The sequence below is a fragment of the Salirhabdus sp. Marseille-P4669 genome (genome assembly GCF_900240405.1).
GTDB lineage: Bacteria > Bacillota > Bacilli > Bacillales > Alkalibacillaceae > OEQK01.
The window spans coordinates 94,150-112,607 of record NZ_OEQK01000005.1 but is presented as its reverse complement, the minus strand read 5'-3'; the positions used below and the strand labels follow the sequence as shown (position 1 = coordinate 112,607).

Genomic DNA, 18,458 nt, shown 5'->3' with positions numbered 1-18,458 from the left:
TTATTTCACCTCTACCGCTTCTTCTACCATTTCACCATCTAATGTCCAAGTTTTCGCTTTAACTACTTTTACTTTAACGATTTGGCCTATAGCTGATTTAGGCGCTCTAAAGTTTACTAATTTGTTCTCCGGTGTATAACCCGCGAGGACCTCCGGATTGTTTTTACTTTCTCCTTCAACTAAAACCTCCACAACACGGCCTTCATATTTCTTAAGTGCATCATTTGAGGACTGATTTACTAACTCATTTAGTCGATGCAGACGCTTCTTCTTCACATCCATTGGTACATCATCTTTTTTCTTAGCAGCTGGTGTACCTTCACGTGGAGAGTAGATGAATGTATATGCACTTTCAAAGCCTACTTCTTCATATAAGGTCATTGTCTCTTCAAACTGTTCATCCGTCTCATTTGGGAAGCCAACAATAATATCTGTTGTTAATGCAGCATGAGGGATTGCCTTTTTAATTTTTCGTACAAGTTCTAAGTATTCTTCTCTAGTATACTTACGGTTCATTTTCTTTAATACCTCGGTACTACCAGATTGTACTGGAAGATGAATATAAGGCATTAAATTACCACCTTTTGCAAGGACTTCAATTAAGCGATCATCAAAGTCCCTCGGGTGAGATGTCGTAAAGCGAACCCGTGGAATATCGATTTTGCGGATTTCATCCATTAAATCCCCTAGTCCATATTCAATATCCTCTAGATCCTTTCCATATGCGTTAACATTTTGCCCTAATAAGGTTACTTCTTTATACCCTTGAGCAGCTAAATGTCGAACTTCTTGAATAATGTCATCTGGACGTCTAGAGCGTTCCTTACCACGTGTCATTGGAACGATACAATATGTACAGAACTTGTCACATCCATACATAATGTTCACCCAAGCTTTTGTTTTACCTTGACGGGATTTTGGAAGATTTTCAATAATATCTCCTTCTTTGGACCATACTTCCACAACCATTTCTTTACCAAACATCGCTTCTTTTAATAGATGTGGTAAGCGATGGATATTGTGAGTACCAAAGATTAAGTCAACATGCTGATGCTTTGCAAGAATCTTATTTACAACGGATTCTTCTTGTGACATACAGCCACAAACCCCGATAATAAGGCCTGGTTTTTCACGCTTTAGTGCTTTTAAATGACCAAGCTCTCCAAACACTTTATTTTCTGCATTTTCACGAATCGCACAAGTATTCAAAAGAATAACATCTGCTTCTTCCTGATCAAGTGTTGCTTCATAGCCTAGTTCGGTAAATATTCCGGACATAACCTCTGAATCATGCTCGTTCATTTGGCAGCCATACGTGCGCATTAAAAATTTTTTCCCATTACCGAAGCCCTGAAGTTCTTCTGGGATTTCAAAATCATTAAAATATTTAACTTCTTCTCTTTTACGCTTTCTCGCTTTATTTATGTTAGGTGGTTCATAAGTCGTTTGGAAATACTTAACAAAGTCTTCAGATGTTTTCTGTTTTAAACGTTCTAAGTTATCCTGATCGGATTTTACGTCCGCTGGATTTACTTGTTTAATTTGATTGTTAAGTTCTTTCCGCTGTTTTTCGTTCATTACGAATCTCCTTTCTAAAAAGCCCTATCTAACTGTATTATTATAGCAGTGTATATAGAAAAATGAAAATAGGTTTTCGAATGGTTCAAGGTTTTGTCACTATTTCCCTGTACCATACTTAGCAGAACTGCCCAATTATTAAAGAAATGATACCTGTCATTATACTAAAAACGGCAAGAGTTAGCATTCCTTTTATTCTTTTAAATGACAAAGAGCATACTGATTAATAGATAGGCTTACAAGTGATCTTTATCCTCTTTTCTGTGTATAGGACAGCCTTCCTCATCACAATGACCGACAGGTACAATGTTTCTCTTAGAAGCGATATAATCATATATTATTGTCCCGAGACCCGTGTATATGGAAATAGAGATAAAAGGAGCGAACACTTTATATTTTGGAATTCGCCTTGCAATCTGGCGGACGGTATGAATTCCAGAAAAGGATTTACCAGAAACCTCATCTCTAGCATAAATCCGATTTTCTACGTTTTGACCACCTAAGTTGTACTTTTCAAAAACTTCTCTTTCGCGGAAGGATAATAAAGTTATTCGCTTCTTAGTGTCATATTGTTCGATTTTTTCCTTTGCTTTTGTACATAATGGGCACCAACTGTCATAGAAAACAATGAATTTCTCTTTATTCTTTTTAACCATATAACCGAACCCCCTATTTCTTTTTGGAAAGAAGATTTCCTAGTTTTTAGAAGGCGCCGAAGGAACCGGAAGCACTATGAATCATTTGCCTTTCTCATAATCCAAAAAGGGTATCGAGTTATGTTCTACCTTGTGTGGTAGATTATAATGGAACATGTTAACTATATCACATACTTAAATAGTGAAGAAACCGATTTTCCTCAGTTTACCTATAAGGTTTGTATAAAAACTTGAGGGATTCATTTAATAAAAATCAAACAAAAGAAAACAGAAGAATAAAGTGAAGGGTACATAGTCCAATCGTCTAAATAGGACTCCATTTATAATACAGGAAGACAGCTTTCCAAGAAAAAAGAAAGCTAACAAACCTCAAGTCAGCTTTCTTTACCCTCTTACTAAATTGTCGATTATTCCATATTCTTCGGATATTTTGCGCTTACCCAGGAAATAGCAGCTGTTTATTGGAATTCTGCAACAATTTCGTTAAATTTAGCTTTATCCAATGTTAAATCTTCATCTTTTAACGGACTCGCTTTATAGCCTGATACTAATTCTTGATACGATTTTTGATTTTTATTTTGATAAATTAGTCCAGTTACTAAACTATTGTGCTTCATTAACGTTTTCATCGCTTCTGCTCTGTTACTAGGATCATAGTTCTCCATTTCCGATAATTTCACTAGATTTTGTTTAAACCAGTCGTATGTGTTTACTTTATTATAAGTGACGCATGGACTAAACACGTTAATTAGGGAAAACCCCTTATGGTTGATCCCTTGCTCAATAAGCGTTGTCAAATCTTTTAAATCACTAGAGAATCCCTGCGCCACAAAGGTAGCCCCTGCACTTAATGCCATCTCCATAATATTGACGGAAGACTCAATAGAACCATCTGGGGTGCTTTTTGTGACAAAACCAATTTCACTTCTTGGGGAGGTCTGGCCCTTCGTTAATCCATAAATTTGATTATCCATAATAATATACGTAATATCTATATTCCTTCTTATTGCATGAATGGTGTGCCCCATGCCGATTGCCAAACCGTCTCCATCTCCACCAGCAACAATGACATTCAAGTCCCGGTTCGCCATTTTTAAACCTTGTGCAATCGGTAGTGCTCGACCATGAATTCCATGGAAACCATATGCATTTACATAGCCAGAAATACGTCCTGAACAACCTATACCAGATACAACCGCTAGATTATCCGGTTCAATTCCAATGTTAGCGGCTGCACGTTGAATAGCAGATTGAACGGAGAAGTCACCACATCCAGGACACCAATTCGGCTTAACATTGTTGCGGAATTCTTTAAATGTTACCACTAGCGACAACCTCCTTTATGCATTCTTTATATATTTCATTTGGTAAAAATGGCGTTCCATCATATTTTAGAATTGAAGTCATCTTTTCGCTGTAGCCTACATTCATCTTTATTATATTTGCTAATTGTCCAGTAGCATTGTGCTCGACAACAATTACTTTTTTAGCACTCTCTACTAATGGCTTGATTTCATCACTCGGAAAAGGATGAATTAATCGAAGCTGCGCATGGTTTACAGATATTCCGTCTTTCTCTAAACGTTCCATCGCCTCTTCTATCGCACCCCTAGTAGATATGTACCCGATAAATAATATTTCTGGTCTTTCGTCTTTTATTGTTTTATGAACAGGATTGTAAAAATGGTTTGGTAGGTCCTTTAGTTTTCGGAGTCTTTTATCCATTTGTTGTTTTCTATTTTTGGCAGCTTCAACTGGTTTTCCTGTTTCATCATGCTCTACACCTGTTACATGATAAATACCGTTTTTTGTGCCTGGGAGAATTCGTGGTGATATACCGTCATCTGTGATTTCATAACGTTTAAAATAGTCACCTGGAGATTGTTTTGGAAGATTTGGATTTTGTTCAAGTTTGCCTCTTCTTATTTCGATTTGTTCAATTGACAATGGCTCAACGGTCTGCTTTCCAAGTGATAGCTGAAGATCCGTTAAAAAGATGACTGGACATTGGTATTCTTCAGCGATATTCAATGCTTCCACCGCATCGTAAAAGGCTTCTTCTACCGTACTGGGGGCCATTACAACTTTCGGTATTTCCCCATGGGTACCATAGATCATCGCCATTAAATCGGATTGCTCCTGCTTTGTTGGTAATCCTGTTGAAGGGCCTCCTCTTTGGGTATCGACGATTACAATTGGTGTTTCTGTCATACCAGCAAGTCCAATTGATTCCATCATCAAAGATAGACCAGGACCAGCGGAGGCTGTTATGGAACGTACACCTCCGTAGTTCGCTCCAATAGCCATTGTGGCTGCAGCCATTTCATCTTCTGTTTGAATAACCGTCCCACCAAATTTCGGTAAGTGTTTAATCATGAATTCCATAATTTCTGATGCTGGTGTTATCGGATATGCTGCCATAAAGCGGCACCCTCCGGCTAACAGTCCTAACGATAATGCATCATTTCCAATCATAAATAGACGCTTACTTCCATCGGCAGCCTCCAAATGTATTTGTTTGTCCGGAGCCATTTGATCCAGAATGGTTTTGGCACCTGCTTCAATAGCCTTCAGATTATTTTCCACTACTTTTTGACCTTTTCTTCCAAAAGTGTCTTTTACGACTTCCTCAAAATCCTCTACCTTCAAACCTAAAATGGCACTTGATGCGCCAACCGCCACCATATTCTTCATCAATGTTGTACCAAGATTTCTAGCTATCTCCGTAAACGGAACTGCAAATAAGGTTACGTTTGTTCCATTTGGGATTGTGGGGTTAAATTTTTCATCAGCTAATACAATTCCATGATCATGTAAATCATCAAAGTTGACATCAATCGTTTCTTGGTCGAATGCAACCAATATGTCTAAATCATCTTGGATTGCCCGAACGTGGGAAGTAGAAACACGTATTTTATAATTTGTATGTCCGCCTTTTATTCGGGACGAAAAATGTCGGTATCCATACAAGTAGTATCCTAAGTTGTTTAATGCAGAGGCAAAGATTTCCCCTGTACTTTCAATACCCTCTCCTTGTTGTCCACCGACCTTCCAAGAAAGCTGGCTTGTCATACTTAACACCCCCTAAATAAATTTATTAGTAACTTAAACTCCTGTCATCAAGACGAAGCATAAGTTTTTTACATACTTGAAATCTTTTGACCACCAAATGGAAGGTCAAAAGATTTATTACACCAAAAAGTTAATTTGGGAGATTGTGAAGAAAATTTTCCGATGTAATCTTTTGGACAAATTCCTTTGAAAAACGATTTTTTAGTTCATAATAAAAAGCATTATATTTTGAATAATCCTCAATTCCTTCAACAAATCCATCTGTTCCATCAAAGTCAGAGCCAAGCCCTACGGAGTTTTCACCACCCATTTTATAAATCTTTTCAATGTGTTCAAAAACATTTTTTATAGATGCAGATTTTTCGTTCGTCAAAAATTCTGGAACATATGTAACACCAATAAATGCTTTTCTCGCTATAAGCGCCTTTAATTGCTTATCATCTAAATTCCGTGGATGGTTACAAAGCTTAAACGTATTGGAGTGACTGGCAATTGGATACTTTGCTAGCTCCATTACATCCCAAAAGCCTTTATAAGAAATGTGGGATACATCTGTAAGAATTTCATATTCATTTAAGGTTTCTACTACTTGTTTTCCGAACGTGGAAAGACCAGCACCTCTCGATTCCCCAACACCATCACAAACTGCATTTGCATTATTCCAAGTTAACCCAACAGCGCGAACCCCTAAACGAAGCAACGTTTTTAATTTTGTAATGTCACTTCCAATTGGATGACAACCTTCTAACGTTAACATGGCCCCTAGTTCATTTTCTTTTAAATGTAAAATGTCCTCGCTATTTGTCACTACTCGAATATTTGGAAAAGGTTTAATAATCTTTTCGTAAAAAATATCTACCATTTTTAATGCTGTCTCAAATTGCATCGATTCCGGTACATCTTCTGGAACAAAAATTGCAAAGCATTGAACCTTCGCTATACTATCTTTCCAACTGTCGTATGTAACCCTTAATTCTGGACTATTTTTAAATTGTAGGTTTGGATTTTTCCATAATTGAAATAATACGTCACAATGTGCATCTATTATCATAAAAATGCTCCTCTCTCAAGATGTATAAGGTTACGTAACATAATTAAATAAAAACCTGCTTGCCCGTTGCAAACAGGTTTCATTAATGTATTATCTTGGCTCCACAATTAATTTAATTGCAGTCCGCTCCTCATTGTCAATCATAATATCTGTAAAAGCGGGAATGCAAATTAAGTCAACACCACTAGGCGCTACAAATCCTCGTGCAATCGCTACAGCCTTAACTGCTTGATTTAATGCACCAGCACCGATCGCCTGAATTTCGGCTGTGCCCCTCTCGCGTAAAACGTTAGCAAGGGCCCCTGCTACAGAGTTCGGATTTGATTTTGCTGAAACTTTTAATATTTCCATTACTAGTTCCTCCTCAAAATTTCTATTCTTCTCCCACAATTACTATATTCACGAAAACTTTTGATATTCCTCTTTATTATGGAAGATTTTTCTGAAAAATACAAATATTTTTAATTGATTTTGTAAGCGTTTTCTATAAATACTGTCTAGGAGATATATTTCCATAGAATAGCGCTATAAGAACTGTAATAAATATATGTAAAAAAACTAGATACTGAATCATACAGTATCTAGTTTCGTATTATGAGAAAAATGGGTGATCATCATTGATTAAAATACGTGATATATTTTTTGCTAAACCAGTAGAATCATCTAAATCAATAATCACACCAGAAAGCTGTGCCCTGCCTTCTGAAGGTACTTCAAATCGTACAGGTAAGTTTGTTAAAAATCTCTTAATAACATTTTCTTTCTGCACTCCTAAAATACCATCATAAGGACCAGTCATCCCTACATCCGAAATATAAGCTGTACCCTTTGGTAAGATTCGTTCATCGGCTGTTTGAACATGTGTATGCGTTCCTACAACACTACCTACTCTACCATCTAAATACCAACCAATCGCTTGCTTTTCACTCGTTGCTTCTGCATGAAAGTCTACAAATACAAAAGGTGTTCTTTTTTTTGCTTCTACCACTAATTCATCTAAAATGCGAAATGGATCATCTAATGGTGGTAAAAATGTCCGACCTTGTGCGTTTATTACAGCAAGCTCATGTTTACCTGCTTTAAAAAAAGTCATTCCCTTCCCTGGGGTTCCTTTAGGAAAGTTTGCCGGTCTAATCATATGTGGGGCATCATCAATAAACTCAAATATCTCCTTTTTATCCCATGCATGGTTACCTAATGTAATGACATTAGCCCCCCATTCTAAAAACTGACGATAAATCTTTTCCGTAATTCCTTTACCATGTGCAGCATTTTCTCCATTTACAATCGTTATATTTGGATTATATTTGTTTTTTAGCTTTGGTAGATTTTCCTTCAGCATGTCTCTTCCAGGTGAACCAACTACATCACCTATAAAAAGTATTTTCATCTTCGAGGTCCTCTCTATTGCATAGTTATTAGGTTTTATCCATTGATAGTGTCACATAGAACTAGGTGATTGTCAAAAGTGAATACAAAAATAAGCGATCCGTATATGGATCGCTTATTTAGCATATTCGACTGCTCTCGTTTCCCTAATGACAGTAACTTTTATATGTCCAGGATAATCTAATTCATCTTCAATCTTTTTCCGAATATCTCTTGCAAGAATAATGGATTTGTCATCATCAATTTCATCAGGCTTGACCATAATTCGGATTTCTCTACCTGCTTGTATTGCATAAGACTTTTCTACACCCTCATAAGAATCGGAAATTTCCTCTAGTTTTTCTAAGCGCTTGATGTAGTTTTCTAACGTTTCGCTTCGAGCTCCAGGACGTGCAGCAGAAAGTGCATCGGCAGCTGCTACTAATACTGAAATAATTGAAGTTGGCTCTTCATCGCCGTGGTGGGATGCAATTGCATTGATCACGACAGGATGTTCTTTATATTTCTGAGCAAGCTCCTTACCGATTTCTACATGGCTTCCTTCCACTTCATGGTCTATTGCTTTACCAATATCATGAAGTAATCCAGCTCGACGTGCTAAACGTTCATCTTCACCTAGCTCCGCTGCTAACAAGCCAGCTAAATACGCGACTTCCATTGAATGTTTTAATACATTTTGACCATAGCTTGTACGGTATTTTAGTCGACCTAGTATTTTGATTAAATCTGGATGTAATCCATGCACACCTACTTCAAAAGTAGATTGTTCACCAATTTCACGAATGTATTCATCTACCTCACGACGAGATTTTTCAACCATTTCCTCGATTCTTGCAGGATGTATACGTCCATCCTGAACAAGTTTTTCAAGTGCAAGTCGGGCAGTCTCTCTTCTTATCGGGTCAAAACCGGATAAAATAACCGCTTCAGGTGTGTCATCAATGATAAGATCAATTCCTGTAAGTGTTTCAATTGCGCGGATATTCCGTCCTTCTCTACCGATGATTCTACCCTTCATTTCATCATTTGGTAAATTTACTACAGATACAGTCGTCTCAGCTACATGGTCAGCTGCACAGCGTTGTAGGGCAAGTGATAAAATATTTTTTGCCTTTTTATCTGCCTCTTCTTTAGCACGGTTCTCAGCTTCTCTTAGTATCATGGCCGTTTCGTGTGTCACATCTTTTTCAACACGCTCTAAAATAATTTGTTTAGCTTGGTCAGATGTATAACCTGAAATGCGTTCAAGCTCAGCTTGCTGTTCCTTAACTAATTCTTCCACTTTGCTTTCCATCTCTTGAATTTGTTGTTGTTTTTCAGCAAGTGACGCTTCTTTTCTTTCTAACATGAGCTCGCGCTTATCTAGCGTTTCACTTTTTCTGTCCAAGTTTTCTTCTCTTTGTAAAAGACGAGTTTCCTGGCTTTTTACTTCCATTCGTCTTTCACGAAGTTCATTATCTGTTTCTTGACGCAGACGGTGATTTTCATCTTTAGCCTCTAATAGCGCCTCACGTTTAGCGGCTTCTGCATTTCTCCGACCTTCTTCGACAATTTGTTTTGCCAATTCTTCAGCACTCGAAATTTTGGCTTCTGCAATTGACTTGCGAATTAAATAACCAACAAACAAACCGACAATCAAGGCAAGCAAAGCGGAGATGATAAGGATGAGTAAACTGACTTCCATTTGTTCACCTCCTCTTGCTGTAATGCTCGTACTTAAATACAGTCGGCATGTACAAATTTACAATTTTCATAACATTCATTTCAAAGTTATAGTTGAAATAAAAATAAAATTATACATACTAATTTTAAGCTTGTAAAAAATTATTGTCAAGGAATTATCAGATTATGCCCATTATACTTTTAAAGGTATCTACTATATGTCGATTTTTCATTAAACATGACACATAATAGATACCTTTTTTATTAATTATACTTTTTATACATCAAGTACTTCTTGCTCTTCACTCGCTTTTCCTTCTGAATCTTTTGTACCTTCAAAATCATAGTGTTTACGCACTTCATTTTGAATGACTTCCATTACTTCCGGATTTTCACGTAAAAAGATCTTAGAATTTTCTCTTCCTTGACCTAGTTTTTCATCATTGTATGAATACCATGCCCCACTCTTTTGAACGATGTCTAGATCTGCCCCAATATCTAACAGTTCACCCTCTTTTGATATTCCTTCACCGTACATAATATCCACTTCCGCTTGCTTAAATGGAGGAGCAACCTTGTTTTTAACTACTTTGATTCTAGTTCTATTCCCTACCATATCGTTACCTTGCTTTAATGTTTCCGCTCTTCTAACTTCTAAACGAACAGAAGAATAGAACTTCAATGCGCGTCCACCAGGAGTTGTTTCAGGATTTCCAAACATAACCCCTACTTTTTCACGAATTTGGTTGATAAATACAGCAATTGTTTTTGATTTGTTAATGGCCCCAGATAATTTACGCAATGCTTGAGACATTAAACGTGCTTGTAAACCAACATGAGCATCACCCATATCGCCTTCAATTTCTGCTTTTGGAACAAGCGCAGCAACGGAGTCAATAACGATAATATCAATGGCACCACTTCGTACTAATGCCTCTGCAATCTCTAGAGCTTGTTCCCCAGTGTCTGGCTGTGATAATAGAAGTTCTTCAATATCTACTCCTAATTTACGTGCATATTGTGGATCAAGTGCATGCTCTGCATCAATAAATGCCGCTTGTCCACCTTTACGTTGTGCTTCTGCGATCGCGTGAAGCGCAACAGTTGTTTTACCTGAAGATTCAGGTCCATATATTTCAATAATACGACCTCTTGGATAACCACCTACACCTAATGCTATATCTAATGCTAGAGATCCACTCGAAACTGTAGATACATTTTGATCTGTATTCTCCCCAAGTTTCATAATAGATCCTTTACCAAATTGCTTTTCTATTTGTCTTAGCGCCATATCCAACGCTTGTTTACGTTCGCTCACACGAGTTTCCTCCCTTTTTCAATCTACTACTATCATACCTCTTTTTTATTCTTTTGCCAACAAAAAAGTAGAACATTTATTCGGTTTTTTAGCCGGCAATTTTTAGGTAAAACATCATTATTAATATAGAAAATGGCTCTTTTCCAGTATAAATATAATAGTAAAATTAATTTTTTAATAAATTATATAAAATTTCAAATCCTTTTTTGACTGCGCGATTTCGTATTGTATCACGGTTACCGTTAAATTGAAACTCATAAACTTCGGCTTCTTTATTTGCTACTTTGACACCGATAAAAACTTTTCCAACAGGCTTATCTTCACTCGCGTCTGGTCCAGCATTCCCAGTAAAACTTATTCCTACAGAAGTGTTCATTAATGCTTGGATTTGAGCTGCCATTGCTTTTGCACATTCACTACTAACTGTTCCATACTGCTCTATTATGCTTTTTGAAACTTGTAAAACATTTACTTTTGTTTCCTCTTGGTAACTGACGATAGAGCCGGCTACATGAGATGAAGCACCAGGAATCGCAATTAATTTTTCAATGAATTTCCCACCTGTTAAGCTTTCTGCTGAAGCAAGGCTCCTATTTTTTTCTTGTAACAGAGTGAGTACCCTTTGTTCAATGGTTTCTTGATCCTTACCGTAACAAAATGCTCCAACCCTCTCTACTATTTTTTCTTCTACTTTGCTTATTAGTTGGGATGCTATTTCGGTATTGTTTGCCTTTGCTGTTAGGCGTAAGGTTACTTCCCCTTCCCCTGCCAATGGAGCAATAGTTGGGTTGGTTTGGCTTCGAATAATGTCTTTTAATTTATCTTCTAAAATGGATTCACCAATTCCGATAAATTTTAACACTTTAGATTGAATAATTTGATCTAACTTATAATAGTTTACTAAGTATGGAAGAACACTCTTTGTCATTAAACTTTTCATTTCTCGTGGGACTCCAGGCAAAAATACCCAAATGGTGTCCCCCTTCTTAACAAGTATTCCTGGAGCCATTCCCACTTCGTTTAGAAATACTTCTCCACCTTGAAACACTAATGCTTGTTTGCGATTGTTTTCTGTCATGACAATGTGATTCTTCGAAAAATAATGTTGGACCTTTTCTAGTACGGTTTCATTTATAACTAATTGTTGGTTTAATACCTCTTTAGCTACGTCTCTAGTTAAATCATCATCAGTAGGACCTAGGCCACCAGTTACAATTACTAAATGAGATCGCTGTTCTGCTAATCTCATCACTGATTCCAGCCTAGAAAAATTATCCCCAACTGTATGATGGAAAAATACATTTACTCCAATTTGAGCAAGTTGTTCTGAAATCCATTGTGCGTTCGTATTTGCGATTTGGCCAAGCAGCAATTCGGAGCCAACGGAAACGATTTCAGCATTTACTTCTCTACTCATTTAGAATCCCTCATTACATGCCAATTTTTAATGAAATAATCTAGCCCTGATACAACCGTAATGATTAATGCGGCATATAATGCAATGGTGTCAAATGGGAAATCTAAATACGAAAACGGGAAGTTATGTAGTAATAATACAGAGATTGCGATAATTTGAATCCAGGTTTTTAATTTTCCCATATTACTAGCCGCTAGTACAACACCTTCACCTGCAGCGACAAGTCTTAGACCTGTTACTGCAAACTCACGACTTATAATAACAATTACGACCCATGCCGGTGCTAATCCCATCTCCACTAGTAAAATAAAGGCTGCAGACACTAATAATTTATCTGCTAACGGATCTAAAAATTTCCCTAGGTTTGTTACCAAATTATGTTTTCTTGCATAATATCCATCAATCCAGTCTGTAGTAGAAGCAATGATGAAGAGAATAGCAGCTGCTAAATGTGAAACTGGTAGGACTTCTTCTCCAATCTGTATTTCTCCCCATTCAAAAGGAATTGCTAACAAAAGAATAAAAAATGGAATAAGTAAAATTCTAGATACAGTAATTCGATTTGGTATATTCATGTTTGTACCCTCCAATAAACATTAATTGCATTTACTCATTTAAATATATCGTTTTCTTCACATAAAATAAAGAGTCATCGAGCAATACACGATGACTCTTTATGTTAAAACGATAATGGCTACCACTACTCAACCACTTTCAACGTTACTACTTGATGATAATTTTCTGCCTTCGTTTCATCAAATGGATATTCAATAGGAACACCATTAACGGTAACAGTAATATCTACAGAACGACCAATATTTAAAATAATCTCATTTTCCTCCGTTAGTTCAAACTCAGCGGGAGAATCGTCCTTCGTAAAGTTTTTACTATAAAATACATCACCATCCGCATTTTTTATATCTAGCCAACTGTTATTCTCTGTTTCTACCTTAATAACGAGCTCCTCTGGCTTCGTCACTTCAAAAACGGAAGATGGCGTGCCACTATCATCTTGATCAACTAATGTTAATTTCGTAGTTGGTTCAGGCTCTTCCTCAGGCTCCGATTGTTCTTCTGGTTCTTCTTCCACTCCTTCTTCAGGAGCTGGTTCATCCTCATTTGCATTATCTTCATTCATTTGTGCATTTCCTTCTTCTAATGCTTCTGCATTTCTCTCAAATTCTACTTCATTCGTCTCATCGACCGGACCTTCATTTTCAGGGTCCACCTCTTTTTGTAGAAAATACCATACAACAGCAATAATGCCAATAATGAGTGCGGCTGTCAGTATTTTAGGAATGACGGAGAAAATTGCAGAGTTTTTGCTCGAATTACCTGGCTTACTATGTTTTTGTACCCGCGATAATCTTTCAAAATCTTCCTCTTTGGTCGTTGGCAAATCTGCTGCATGTTCTTCTAATAATACATCAGGATTTAAACCAACAACTAAAGCAAATTCACGTATAAAAGCTCGCGTATAAAAACTCCCAGGTAAAATCGTAAAATTGCCCTCTTCAATTGCTTCTAAGTATCGTTTCTGTATTTTCGTCTTTTCCTGCACATCATATAATGACAGCCCACTTTGTTCTCTAGCATCTTTCAGTTTTTCTCCTAGTTCCACCCTTAACACCGTCCATCCTAAAAATCAAACATTGAAAAACCATCATCTTTTGAAAACATCGGTTTTTCCATTGCTTGATAAGTTATTTCTTCGTCTTCGTTACTACGTAATTCAATAATGTAATCAAAATCATCTAATGTATATTCTGTATGCTGCACAAATATATCCGGATGTTCTACGACTTTAATTGACGGCATACGCATTACTTCTCTTACTAATTGCCAATGCTTTTCATTTGCTCTTTTTGTTGAAACAATTCCATCTATAATAAACAAATTACTTTCATCATATTCGTCTTTTATCAATTGGCTTCTTACCGTTTGTTTTAATAGCGTACTGGAAACAAAAAGCCAGCGCTTATTCGCACAAACACTTGCAGCAACAATCGATTCCGTTTTGCCGACACGGGGCATACCGCGAATTCCAATTAGTTTATGACCTTTCTTTTTGTATAACTCAGCCATAAAGTCAACGAGTAGTCCAAGCTCATCGCGCACAAAACGAAACGTTTTTTTATCATCCACGTCGCTTTGAATATAACGTCCATGTCTGACCGCAAGTCGATCGCGGAGTTTGGGGCGACGTAATTTTGTTACTTTAATCGTTTCCATTGTGTCTAATATTGATTTCAGACGATCAATTTGTTCCTTTTCTTTACAAAGCAAAAGTAACCCACGTCTAGAATCCTCTACCCCATTAATGGTTACAATATTGATGAGTAGCATTCCTAAAAGAGAGGATATATCTCCTAATAATCCAGGGCGATTATGCTCAATTTCGTATTCAAAATACCATTCTTTCCGTTTCTCCATTTCCCCACTCTCCTAAAGGGCATACCCTAATACGATCTATAATTATAATAATAAAGGATTTTTACCTATTATTAAAGGAAATATTAGCATTAATTTCTACAAAAAACCAAAAATTATGCAAATGACAAAACCGATTAACCACAACGAAAAACAAGAGGGGAATTTCTCCCTCTTGTTTAATGCGTGTTGCCTTCATTTTGAACAAGTTTTACCATCATGCTTGCGATAGCATGTTTTTCTTCATTTGATGCTACATTCCATAAATCACGCAAGATTGCTTCTTGTTCATTACGTGGCTCCACTTTAGTCGCTAAGTAATCCCCAACTTCAAAAGCAAGATTCGAAATTGCTTGTTGTGTAAGACCTTGCCCTTCGGCATTGTGCATCTTATCTCCTAAAAAGTCCTTCCATGATTCAAAGTTATCTAATACGGACATGAACATTCCTCCTTGATATAACTATCATGAGTTAGTTTGGACTGGACGAATAAGATTATGCATAGTTGAAAACATTTTCTAATTCGGCATTACCAACCGCCATTAACACTTACAACTTGGCCATTTATATAGCTTGCTTTTGAACTGATTAGGAACGACACTAGTTCTGCAACATCTTCTGGAGCACCTGCTCTTCCTGCTGGTATACTATCCAAAAGCTCGTCACGTTCACTTCCACTTAGGTGACCATTCATTTTCGTGTTAATGAATCCTGGGCTAACCGCATTCACATTAATATTCGAAAATGCTACTTCCTTAGAAAGTGCCTTTACAAAACTATTTTGGGCACCTTTCACTGATGAATAGATTACCTCGTTACTAGCACCAACCTCTCCCCAAATCGAGCTAATAACAACAATATGCCCTTGTTGTTTTCTCACCATATTAGGAAGTATTTCTTTACTAATTTTCCATGGTGCATAGACATGCAAATAAAACATATCGTGCATCTGTTGATCGGATGTTTCCTGGAATAGACCATATAACGCTGTCCCACTAGCGTGCACGAATGCATCCACAGAAAATGCAAGTGAATCCAACAGTAATTGAATCCCAGCTTCACTAGAAAGATCCGATTGAATAATACTTAAAACAGATTCTTCTGGAAAATGCTTTGTCATTTCCCTAACTTTTGCTATATTTTGATTACAGTGGAGAATGACTTGCCACCCATCATGAAGAACGGCCTTCGTAATGGCTTCCCCAATATCACCACTCGCCCCTGTAATTAAACATATTTTCCTCTCCACATTTTCACCTTCTATTCATGATTTGGGACAATGGAAAATGTACTAATTCTCTCTTCGCTTATCCAATTAGAAACAACCTCATCAAACTCTTGTTTGGTCATATTTTGTAATGTTTCATAAACATCAAATAAGTTTAAGTTTAATTGATAATAGTCAATGAATTGATTTGCAGTAGACTCTAAGGAGTTTAGCGAACGAATTAATTCACCTAATCGTTTTCGCTTCATCGCGTCAAAACTTTCCTCAGCAATCGATTCATTTTTAATATTTAATAACATCTGCTTTAACCTATTGGACAATTTTTCTGGGTCTTTCGTATCCCCACCTACTAACGAGAAGGCAAAGTTTTGCTCTATGTGCATCTCATAGCTCAGATCCCCTTCAATAAGGCCATCGTTATAGAGCTCCTCAAAGTACTCCCCACTTTTCGAGAAAAAGTAATCCAATACCATCTGCGTTACAAGCTTTACTTTTGGTAAAGCTTCTTGATTGAGCTGCGTCGGATCACCCTTTATTCCAACTAAACATTTTGATATGGAAACTGGCATTCGAAGTTGATCTTCTTTTTTTGCTACTTCCATTGGTTCTTCCGGGAAGGATCGATTGATTTCATCCGCTTTCCGGAATGTCTTCTTAAGTTGATTTTGAACAATATGATCAAGCATTTCTTTCGGATCGAACGCACCTGTAACAAACAAAATCATGTTGGATGGATGATAAAATGTTTCGTAGCACGTATATAAATCGTCCTTCGTAATTTCTTGAATGGACTCTACTGTTCCAGCAATATCAATTTTTACCGGGTGATTTTTATACATGGATCCAATTGCACCGAAAAACAGGCGCCAATCTGGTTGATCATCGTACATTTTAATTTCTTGACCAATGATTCCTTTTTCCTTTTCTACGGTCTCCTCCGTAAAGTATGGCTCTTGAACAAAATCCAGTAGAGTTGTCATATTTTCCATCACGTTCGTAGTCGATGAAAATAGATAAGCTGTTCGAGTAAAGGAAGTATAGGCATTGGCGGATGCCCCTTGCTTCGTAAATTGCTGAAAAACATCCCCATCTTCCTTTTCAAACATTTTATGCTCTAAAAAATGTGCAATCCCATCTGGAACCGTAACAAAGTCATCTTTCCCAATTGGAGTAAATGTCTGGTCAATGGAACCATATTTCGTTGCAAAAATGCCATATGTTTTTTCCATTTCAGCCCGTGGCAACAAATAGACGTCTAATCCATTATCCAATTGTTTGTAATACAATGTTTCTTGAATTTGCTCTAAATTAATGGTCTTCACTGCTCTTCACCTTCACTTGTTAAGAAATAAATAGTATCAAGCTCCATTTTTTCCGCCAATTGAATAAGGTCTTCTTTCTTAACCTGTTCAATTGCTTCAAACATTTCATTTGGTGTAATCGATTTATTTCCAATCACTTGATGATACATAAGCTCTATGATGCCTACAGGATGATCGAACGTTTCCTTTAATTGATGAATCGTTAATCGTTTTGTTTCCTCAACCTGTTCATCTGTAAAATTACCTTGTTTCATTTCATTCCACTGTTCCATAATAATTTCTTTTGCCTTTTGGAATACAGAGGGTGCAATACCACTAAATACAAGAAGCAAGCCCTTATGACTTTCAATACGTGAAGATGCATAATAGGCTAATTGATGCTTCTCTCTAACATTCATAAACAATTTAGAATGTGGAAATCCACCAAATAAACCATTAAACACTTGCAGTACATAGTAATCATCATCACTAAAAGTGGTATTGGTGCGGAAACCAATATGTAATTTACCTTGTTGTACTTTTTCGGCTTCAATTACCTCGTTATAATCCTTGACTTCTTTATTAGCCTTCACATTTGTTGCCTCATGTTTACGATTTCTTCTAAAGTTTACATGCTTTTGAATAGATGTTTCTACTTGATTGGCATCAATATCTCCTAACACATAGATATCCATCCGATCATCGTTTAACATTGCTTGGAATGTCTCATATAAATTTTTCTCATTAATCTCATCTAAATCTTCTAAATAACCGTGAACATGCGTTTCAAAGGGTTCACCCTTACACATTTCATCGATTAATCGCATATTGGCATAACTCATTTTTTGATCTTTTATTGATTGGATTTTTTGACGTAATGTATCTTTTTCTCTCTCTACAATCTCTTTTTTAAAGGAACCATTTTCACCATTAGGCTCTAAAAGCAATTCTTTAACAAGTGATAGGACATCTGCCATAATCTGTTCATCGGTAGGGAGAAATTTCTCATTTACAAAGCTAATTTGGATAGTAATTAAATGATTTTCGCCTTTTTTAGAACAATCCATATTTAACTTTGCTCCATATAATTCGTCGAGTTTTGTACGTAATTGACGTTCGCTAGGAAAATTTTTTGTACCCTTTTGTAATACGAAAGGAAGGAGTGCTCGTTTTGTAGCTGTTTCCTTTTCGAGAGGAGCTAAAAAGCGAATTAATAATACATTCGTTTTAAATTTTTTCGTTGGAATTATGTGTAAGTAATACCCATTTTGTTCGATAATTTGTTCATTCAACTCTGACACTCGTTCTACCTCCTAAATCAAAAAGCCGCAAGTATTTACAGCTTCTAAAATAAAA

General features: G+C 36.6%; 17 protein-coding genes. All 17 read right to left on the bottom strand.

The annotated features are described in order from the left end of the window. The gene (gene miaB / locus C1A05_RS11025) at window positions 1–1,578 is read right to left on the bottom strand and encodes a tRNA (N6-isopentenyl adenosine(37)-C2)-methylthiotransferase MiaB (RefSeq protein ID WP_102028294.1); all 1,578 of its coding nucleotides are present in this window, start codon (window positions 1,576–1,578) and stop codon (window positions 1–3) included. A gap of 236 nt (window positions 1,579–1,814) precedes the next feature. Then, complete coding sequence (locus tag C1A05_RS11020) at window positions 1,815–2,234, bottom strand: thiol-disulfide oxidoreductase DCC family protein (protein ID WP_102028293.1); 420 nt, start codon at window positions 2,232–2,234, stop codon at window positions 1,815–1,817. 458 nt (window positions 2,235–2,692) lie between these two features. Next, complete coding sequence (locus tag C1A05_RS11015) at window positions 2,693–3,559, bottom strand: 2-oxoacid:ferredoxin oxidoreductase subunit beta (RefSeq protein ID WP_102028292.1); 867 nt, start codon at window positions 3,557–3,559, stop codon at window positions 2,693–2,695. After that, entirely contained in the window at window positions 3,546–5,306 is a 1,761-nt protein-coding gene (locus C1A05_RS11010) for a 2-oxoacid:acceptor oxidoreductase subunit alpha (protein ID WP_102028291.1), read from the bottom strand. The genes C1A05_RS11015 and C1A05_RS11010 overlap by 14 nt, the downstream gene beginning before the upstream one ends. A gap of 130 nt (window positions 5,307–5,436) precedes the next feature. Next, on the bottom strand, window positions 5,437–6,357 hold the full coding sequence (locus C1A05_RS11005) for a dipeptidase (protein ID WP_102028290.1): 921 nt from the start codon (window positions 6,355–6,357) through the stop codon (window positions 5,437–5,439). 90 nt (window positions 6,358–6,447) lie between these two features. After that, complete coding sequence (gene spoVS, locus C1A05_RS11000; protein WP_010093295.1) at window positions 6,448–6,708, bottom strand: stage V sporulation protein SpoVS; 261 nt, start codon at window positions 6,706–6,708, stop codon at window positions 6,448–6,450. A 241-nt stretch (window positions 6,709–6,949) separates the two neighbouring features. Beyond that, window positions 6,950–7,747: a TIGR00282 family metallophosphoesterase gene (locus C1A05_RS10995; protein ID WP_102028289.1), complete on the bottom strand. Its 798-nt coding sequence runs from the start codon at window positions 7,745–7,747 to the stop codon at window positions 6,950–6,952. A gap of 114 nt (window positions 7,748–7,861) precedes the next feature. Further along, window positions 7,862–9,430: a ribonuclease Y gene (gene rny, locus C1A05_RS10990; RefSeq protein WP_102028288.1), complete on the bottom strand. Its 1,569-nt coding sequence runs from the start codon at window positions 9,428–9,430 to the stop codon at window positions 7,862–7,864. Between the two features lie 255 nt (window positions 9,431–9,685). After that, entirely contained in the window at window positions 9,686–10,726 is a 1,041-nt protein-coding gene (recA, locus tag C1A05_RS10985; RefSeq protein WP_102028287.1) for a recombinase RecA, read from the bottom strand. 166 nt (window positions 10,727–10,892) lie between these two features. Continuing rightward, complete coding sequence (locus C1A05_RS10980) at window positions 10,893–12,143, bottom strand: competence/damage-inducible protein A (RefSeq protein WP_102028286.1); 1,251 nt, start codon at window positions 12,141–12,143, stop codon at window positions 10,893–10,895. Then, window positions 12,140–12,718 carry a CDP-diacylglycerol--glycerol-3-phosphate 3-phosphatidyltransferase gene (gene pgsA, locus C1A05_RS10975; protein WP_102028285.1) on the bottom strand — a complete coding sequence of 193 codons (579 nt, stop codon included), beginning with the start codon at window positions 12,716–12,718 and terminating at the stop codon, window positions 12,140–12,142. Before pgsA ends, C1A05_RS10980 begins: the two co-directional genes overlap by 4 nt. 125 nt (window positions 12,719–12,843) lie before the next feature. Then, complete coding sequence (locus C1A05_RS10970) at window positions 12,844–13,764, bottom strand: helix-turn-helix domain-containing protein (protein ID WP_159462058.1); 921 nt, start codon at window positions 13,762–13,764, stop codon at window positions 12,844–12,846. A 17-nt stretch (window positions 13,765–13,781) separates the two neighbouring features. Beyond that, window positions 13,782–14,576, bottom strand: a complete 795-nt coding sequence (locus C1A05_RS10965; RefSeq protein ID WP_102028283.1) for a DUF3388 domain-containing protein — start codon at window positions 14,574–14,576, stop codon at window positions 13,782–13,784. Window positions 14,577–14,752: 176 nt separating this feature from the next. Further along, a complete protein-coding gene (locus C1A05_RS10960) occupies window positions 14,753–15,013 on the bottom strand; it encodes a DUF3243 domain-containing protein (RefSeq protein WP_102028282.1) in 261 nt (86 codons plus the stop codon). Window positions 15,014–15,102: 89 nt separating this feature from the next. Further along, window positions 15,103–15,822 carry an elongation factor P 5-aminopentanone reductase gene (gene ymfI, locus C1A05_RS10955; RefSeq protein WP_200816491.1) on the bottom strand — a complete coding sequence of 240 codons (720 nt, stop codon included), beginning with the start codon at window positions 15,820–15,822 and terminating at the stop codon, window positions 15,103–15,105. Window positions 15,823–15,833: 11 nt separating this feature from the next. Next, on the bottom strand, window positions 15,834–17,123 hold the full coding sequence (yfmH, locus tag C1A05_RS10950; RefSeq protein ID WP_102028281.1) for an EF-P 5-aminopentanol modification-associated protein YfmH: 1,290 nt from the start codon (window positions 17,121–17,123) through the stop codon (window positions 15,834–15,836). Continuing rightward, window positions 17,120–18,403, bottom strand: a complete 1,284-nt coding sequence (gene yfmF / locus C1A05_RS10945) for an EF-P 5-aminopentanol modification-associated protein YfmF (protein WP_102028280.1) — start codon at window positions 18,401–18,403, stop codon at window positions 17,120–17,122. Before yfmF ends, yfmH begins: the two co-directional genes overlap by 4 nt. Between the last annotated feature and the right edge of the window lie 55 nt (window positions 18,404–18,458).

What these genes read in the sequence shown, in the direction of transcription:
- miaB (WP_102028294.1), bottom strand. Translation starts at nt 1,578, where the DNA reads ATGAACGAAAAACAGCGGAAAGAACTTAACAATCAAATTAAACAAGTA.
- C1A05_RS10995 (WP_102028289.1), bottom strand. Translation starts at nt 7,747, where the DNA reads ATGAAAATACTTTTTATAGGTGATGTAGTTGGTTCACCTGGAAGAGAC.
- C1A05_RS10965 (WP_102028283.1), bottom strand. Translation starts at nt 14,576, where the DNA reads ATGGAGAAACGGAAAGAATGGTATTTTGAATACGAAATTGAGCATAAT.
- C1A05_RS11005 (WP_102028290.1), bottom strand. Translation starts at nt 6,357, where the DNA reads ATGATAATAGATGCACATTGTGACGTATTATTTCAATTATGGAAAAAT.
- rny (WP_102028288.1), bottom strand. Translation starts at nt 9,430, where the DNA reads ATGGAAGTCAGTTTACTCATCCTTATCATCTCCGCTTTGCTTGCCTTG.
- pgsA (WP_102028285.1), bottom strand. Translation starts at nt 12,718, where the DNA reads ATGAATATACCAAATCGAATTACTGTATCTAGAATTTTACTTATTCCA.
- C1A05_RS11010 (WP_102028291.1), bottom strand. Translation starts at nt 5,306, where the DNA reads ATGACAAGCCAGCTTTCTTGGAAGGTCGGTGGACAACAAGGAGAGGGT.
- C1A05_RS10980 (WP_102028286.1), bottom strand. Translation starts at nt 12,143, where the DNA reads ATGAGTAGAGAAGTAAATGCTGAAATCGTTTCCGTTGGCTCCGAATTG.
- C1A05_RS11020 (WP_102028293.1), bottom strand. Translation starts at nt 2,234, where the DNA reads ATGGTTAAAAAGAATAAAGAGAAATTCATTGTTTTCTATGACAGTTGG.
- C1A05_RS10960 (WP_102028282.1), bottom strand. Translation starts at nt 15,013, where the DNA reads ATGTCCGTATTAGATAACTTTGAATCATGGAAGGACTTTTTAGGAGAT.
- spoVS (WP_010093295.1), bottom strand. Translation starts at nt 6,708, where the DNA reads ATGGAAATATTAAAAGTTTCAGCAAAATCAAATCCGAACTCTGTAGCA.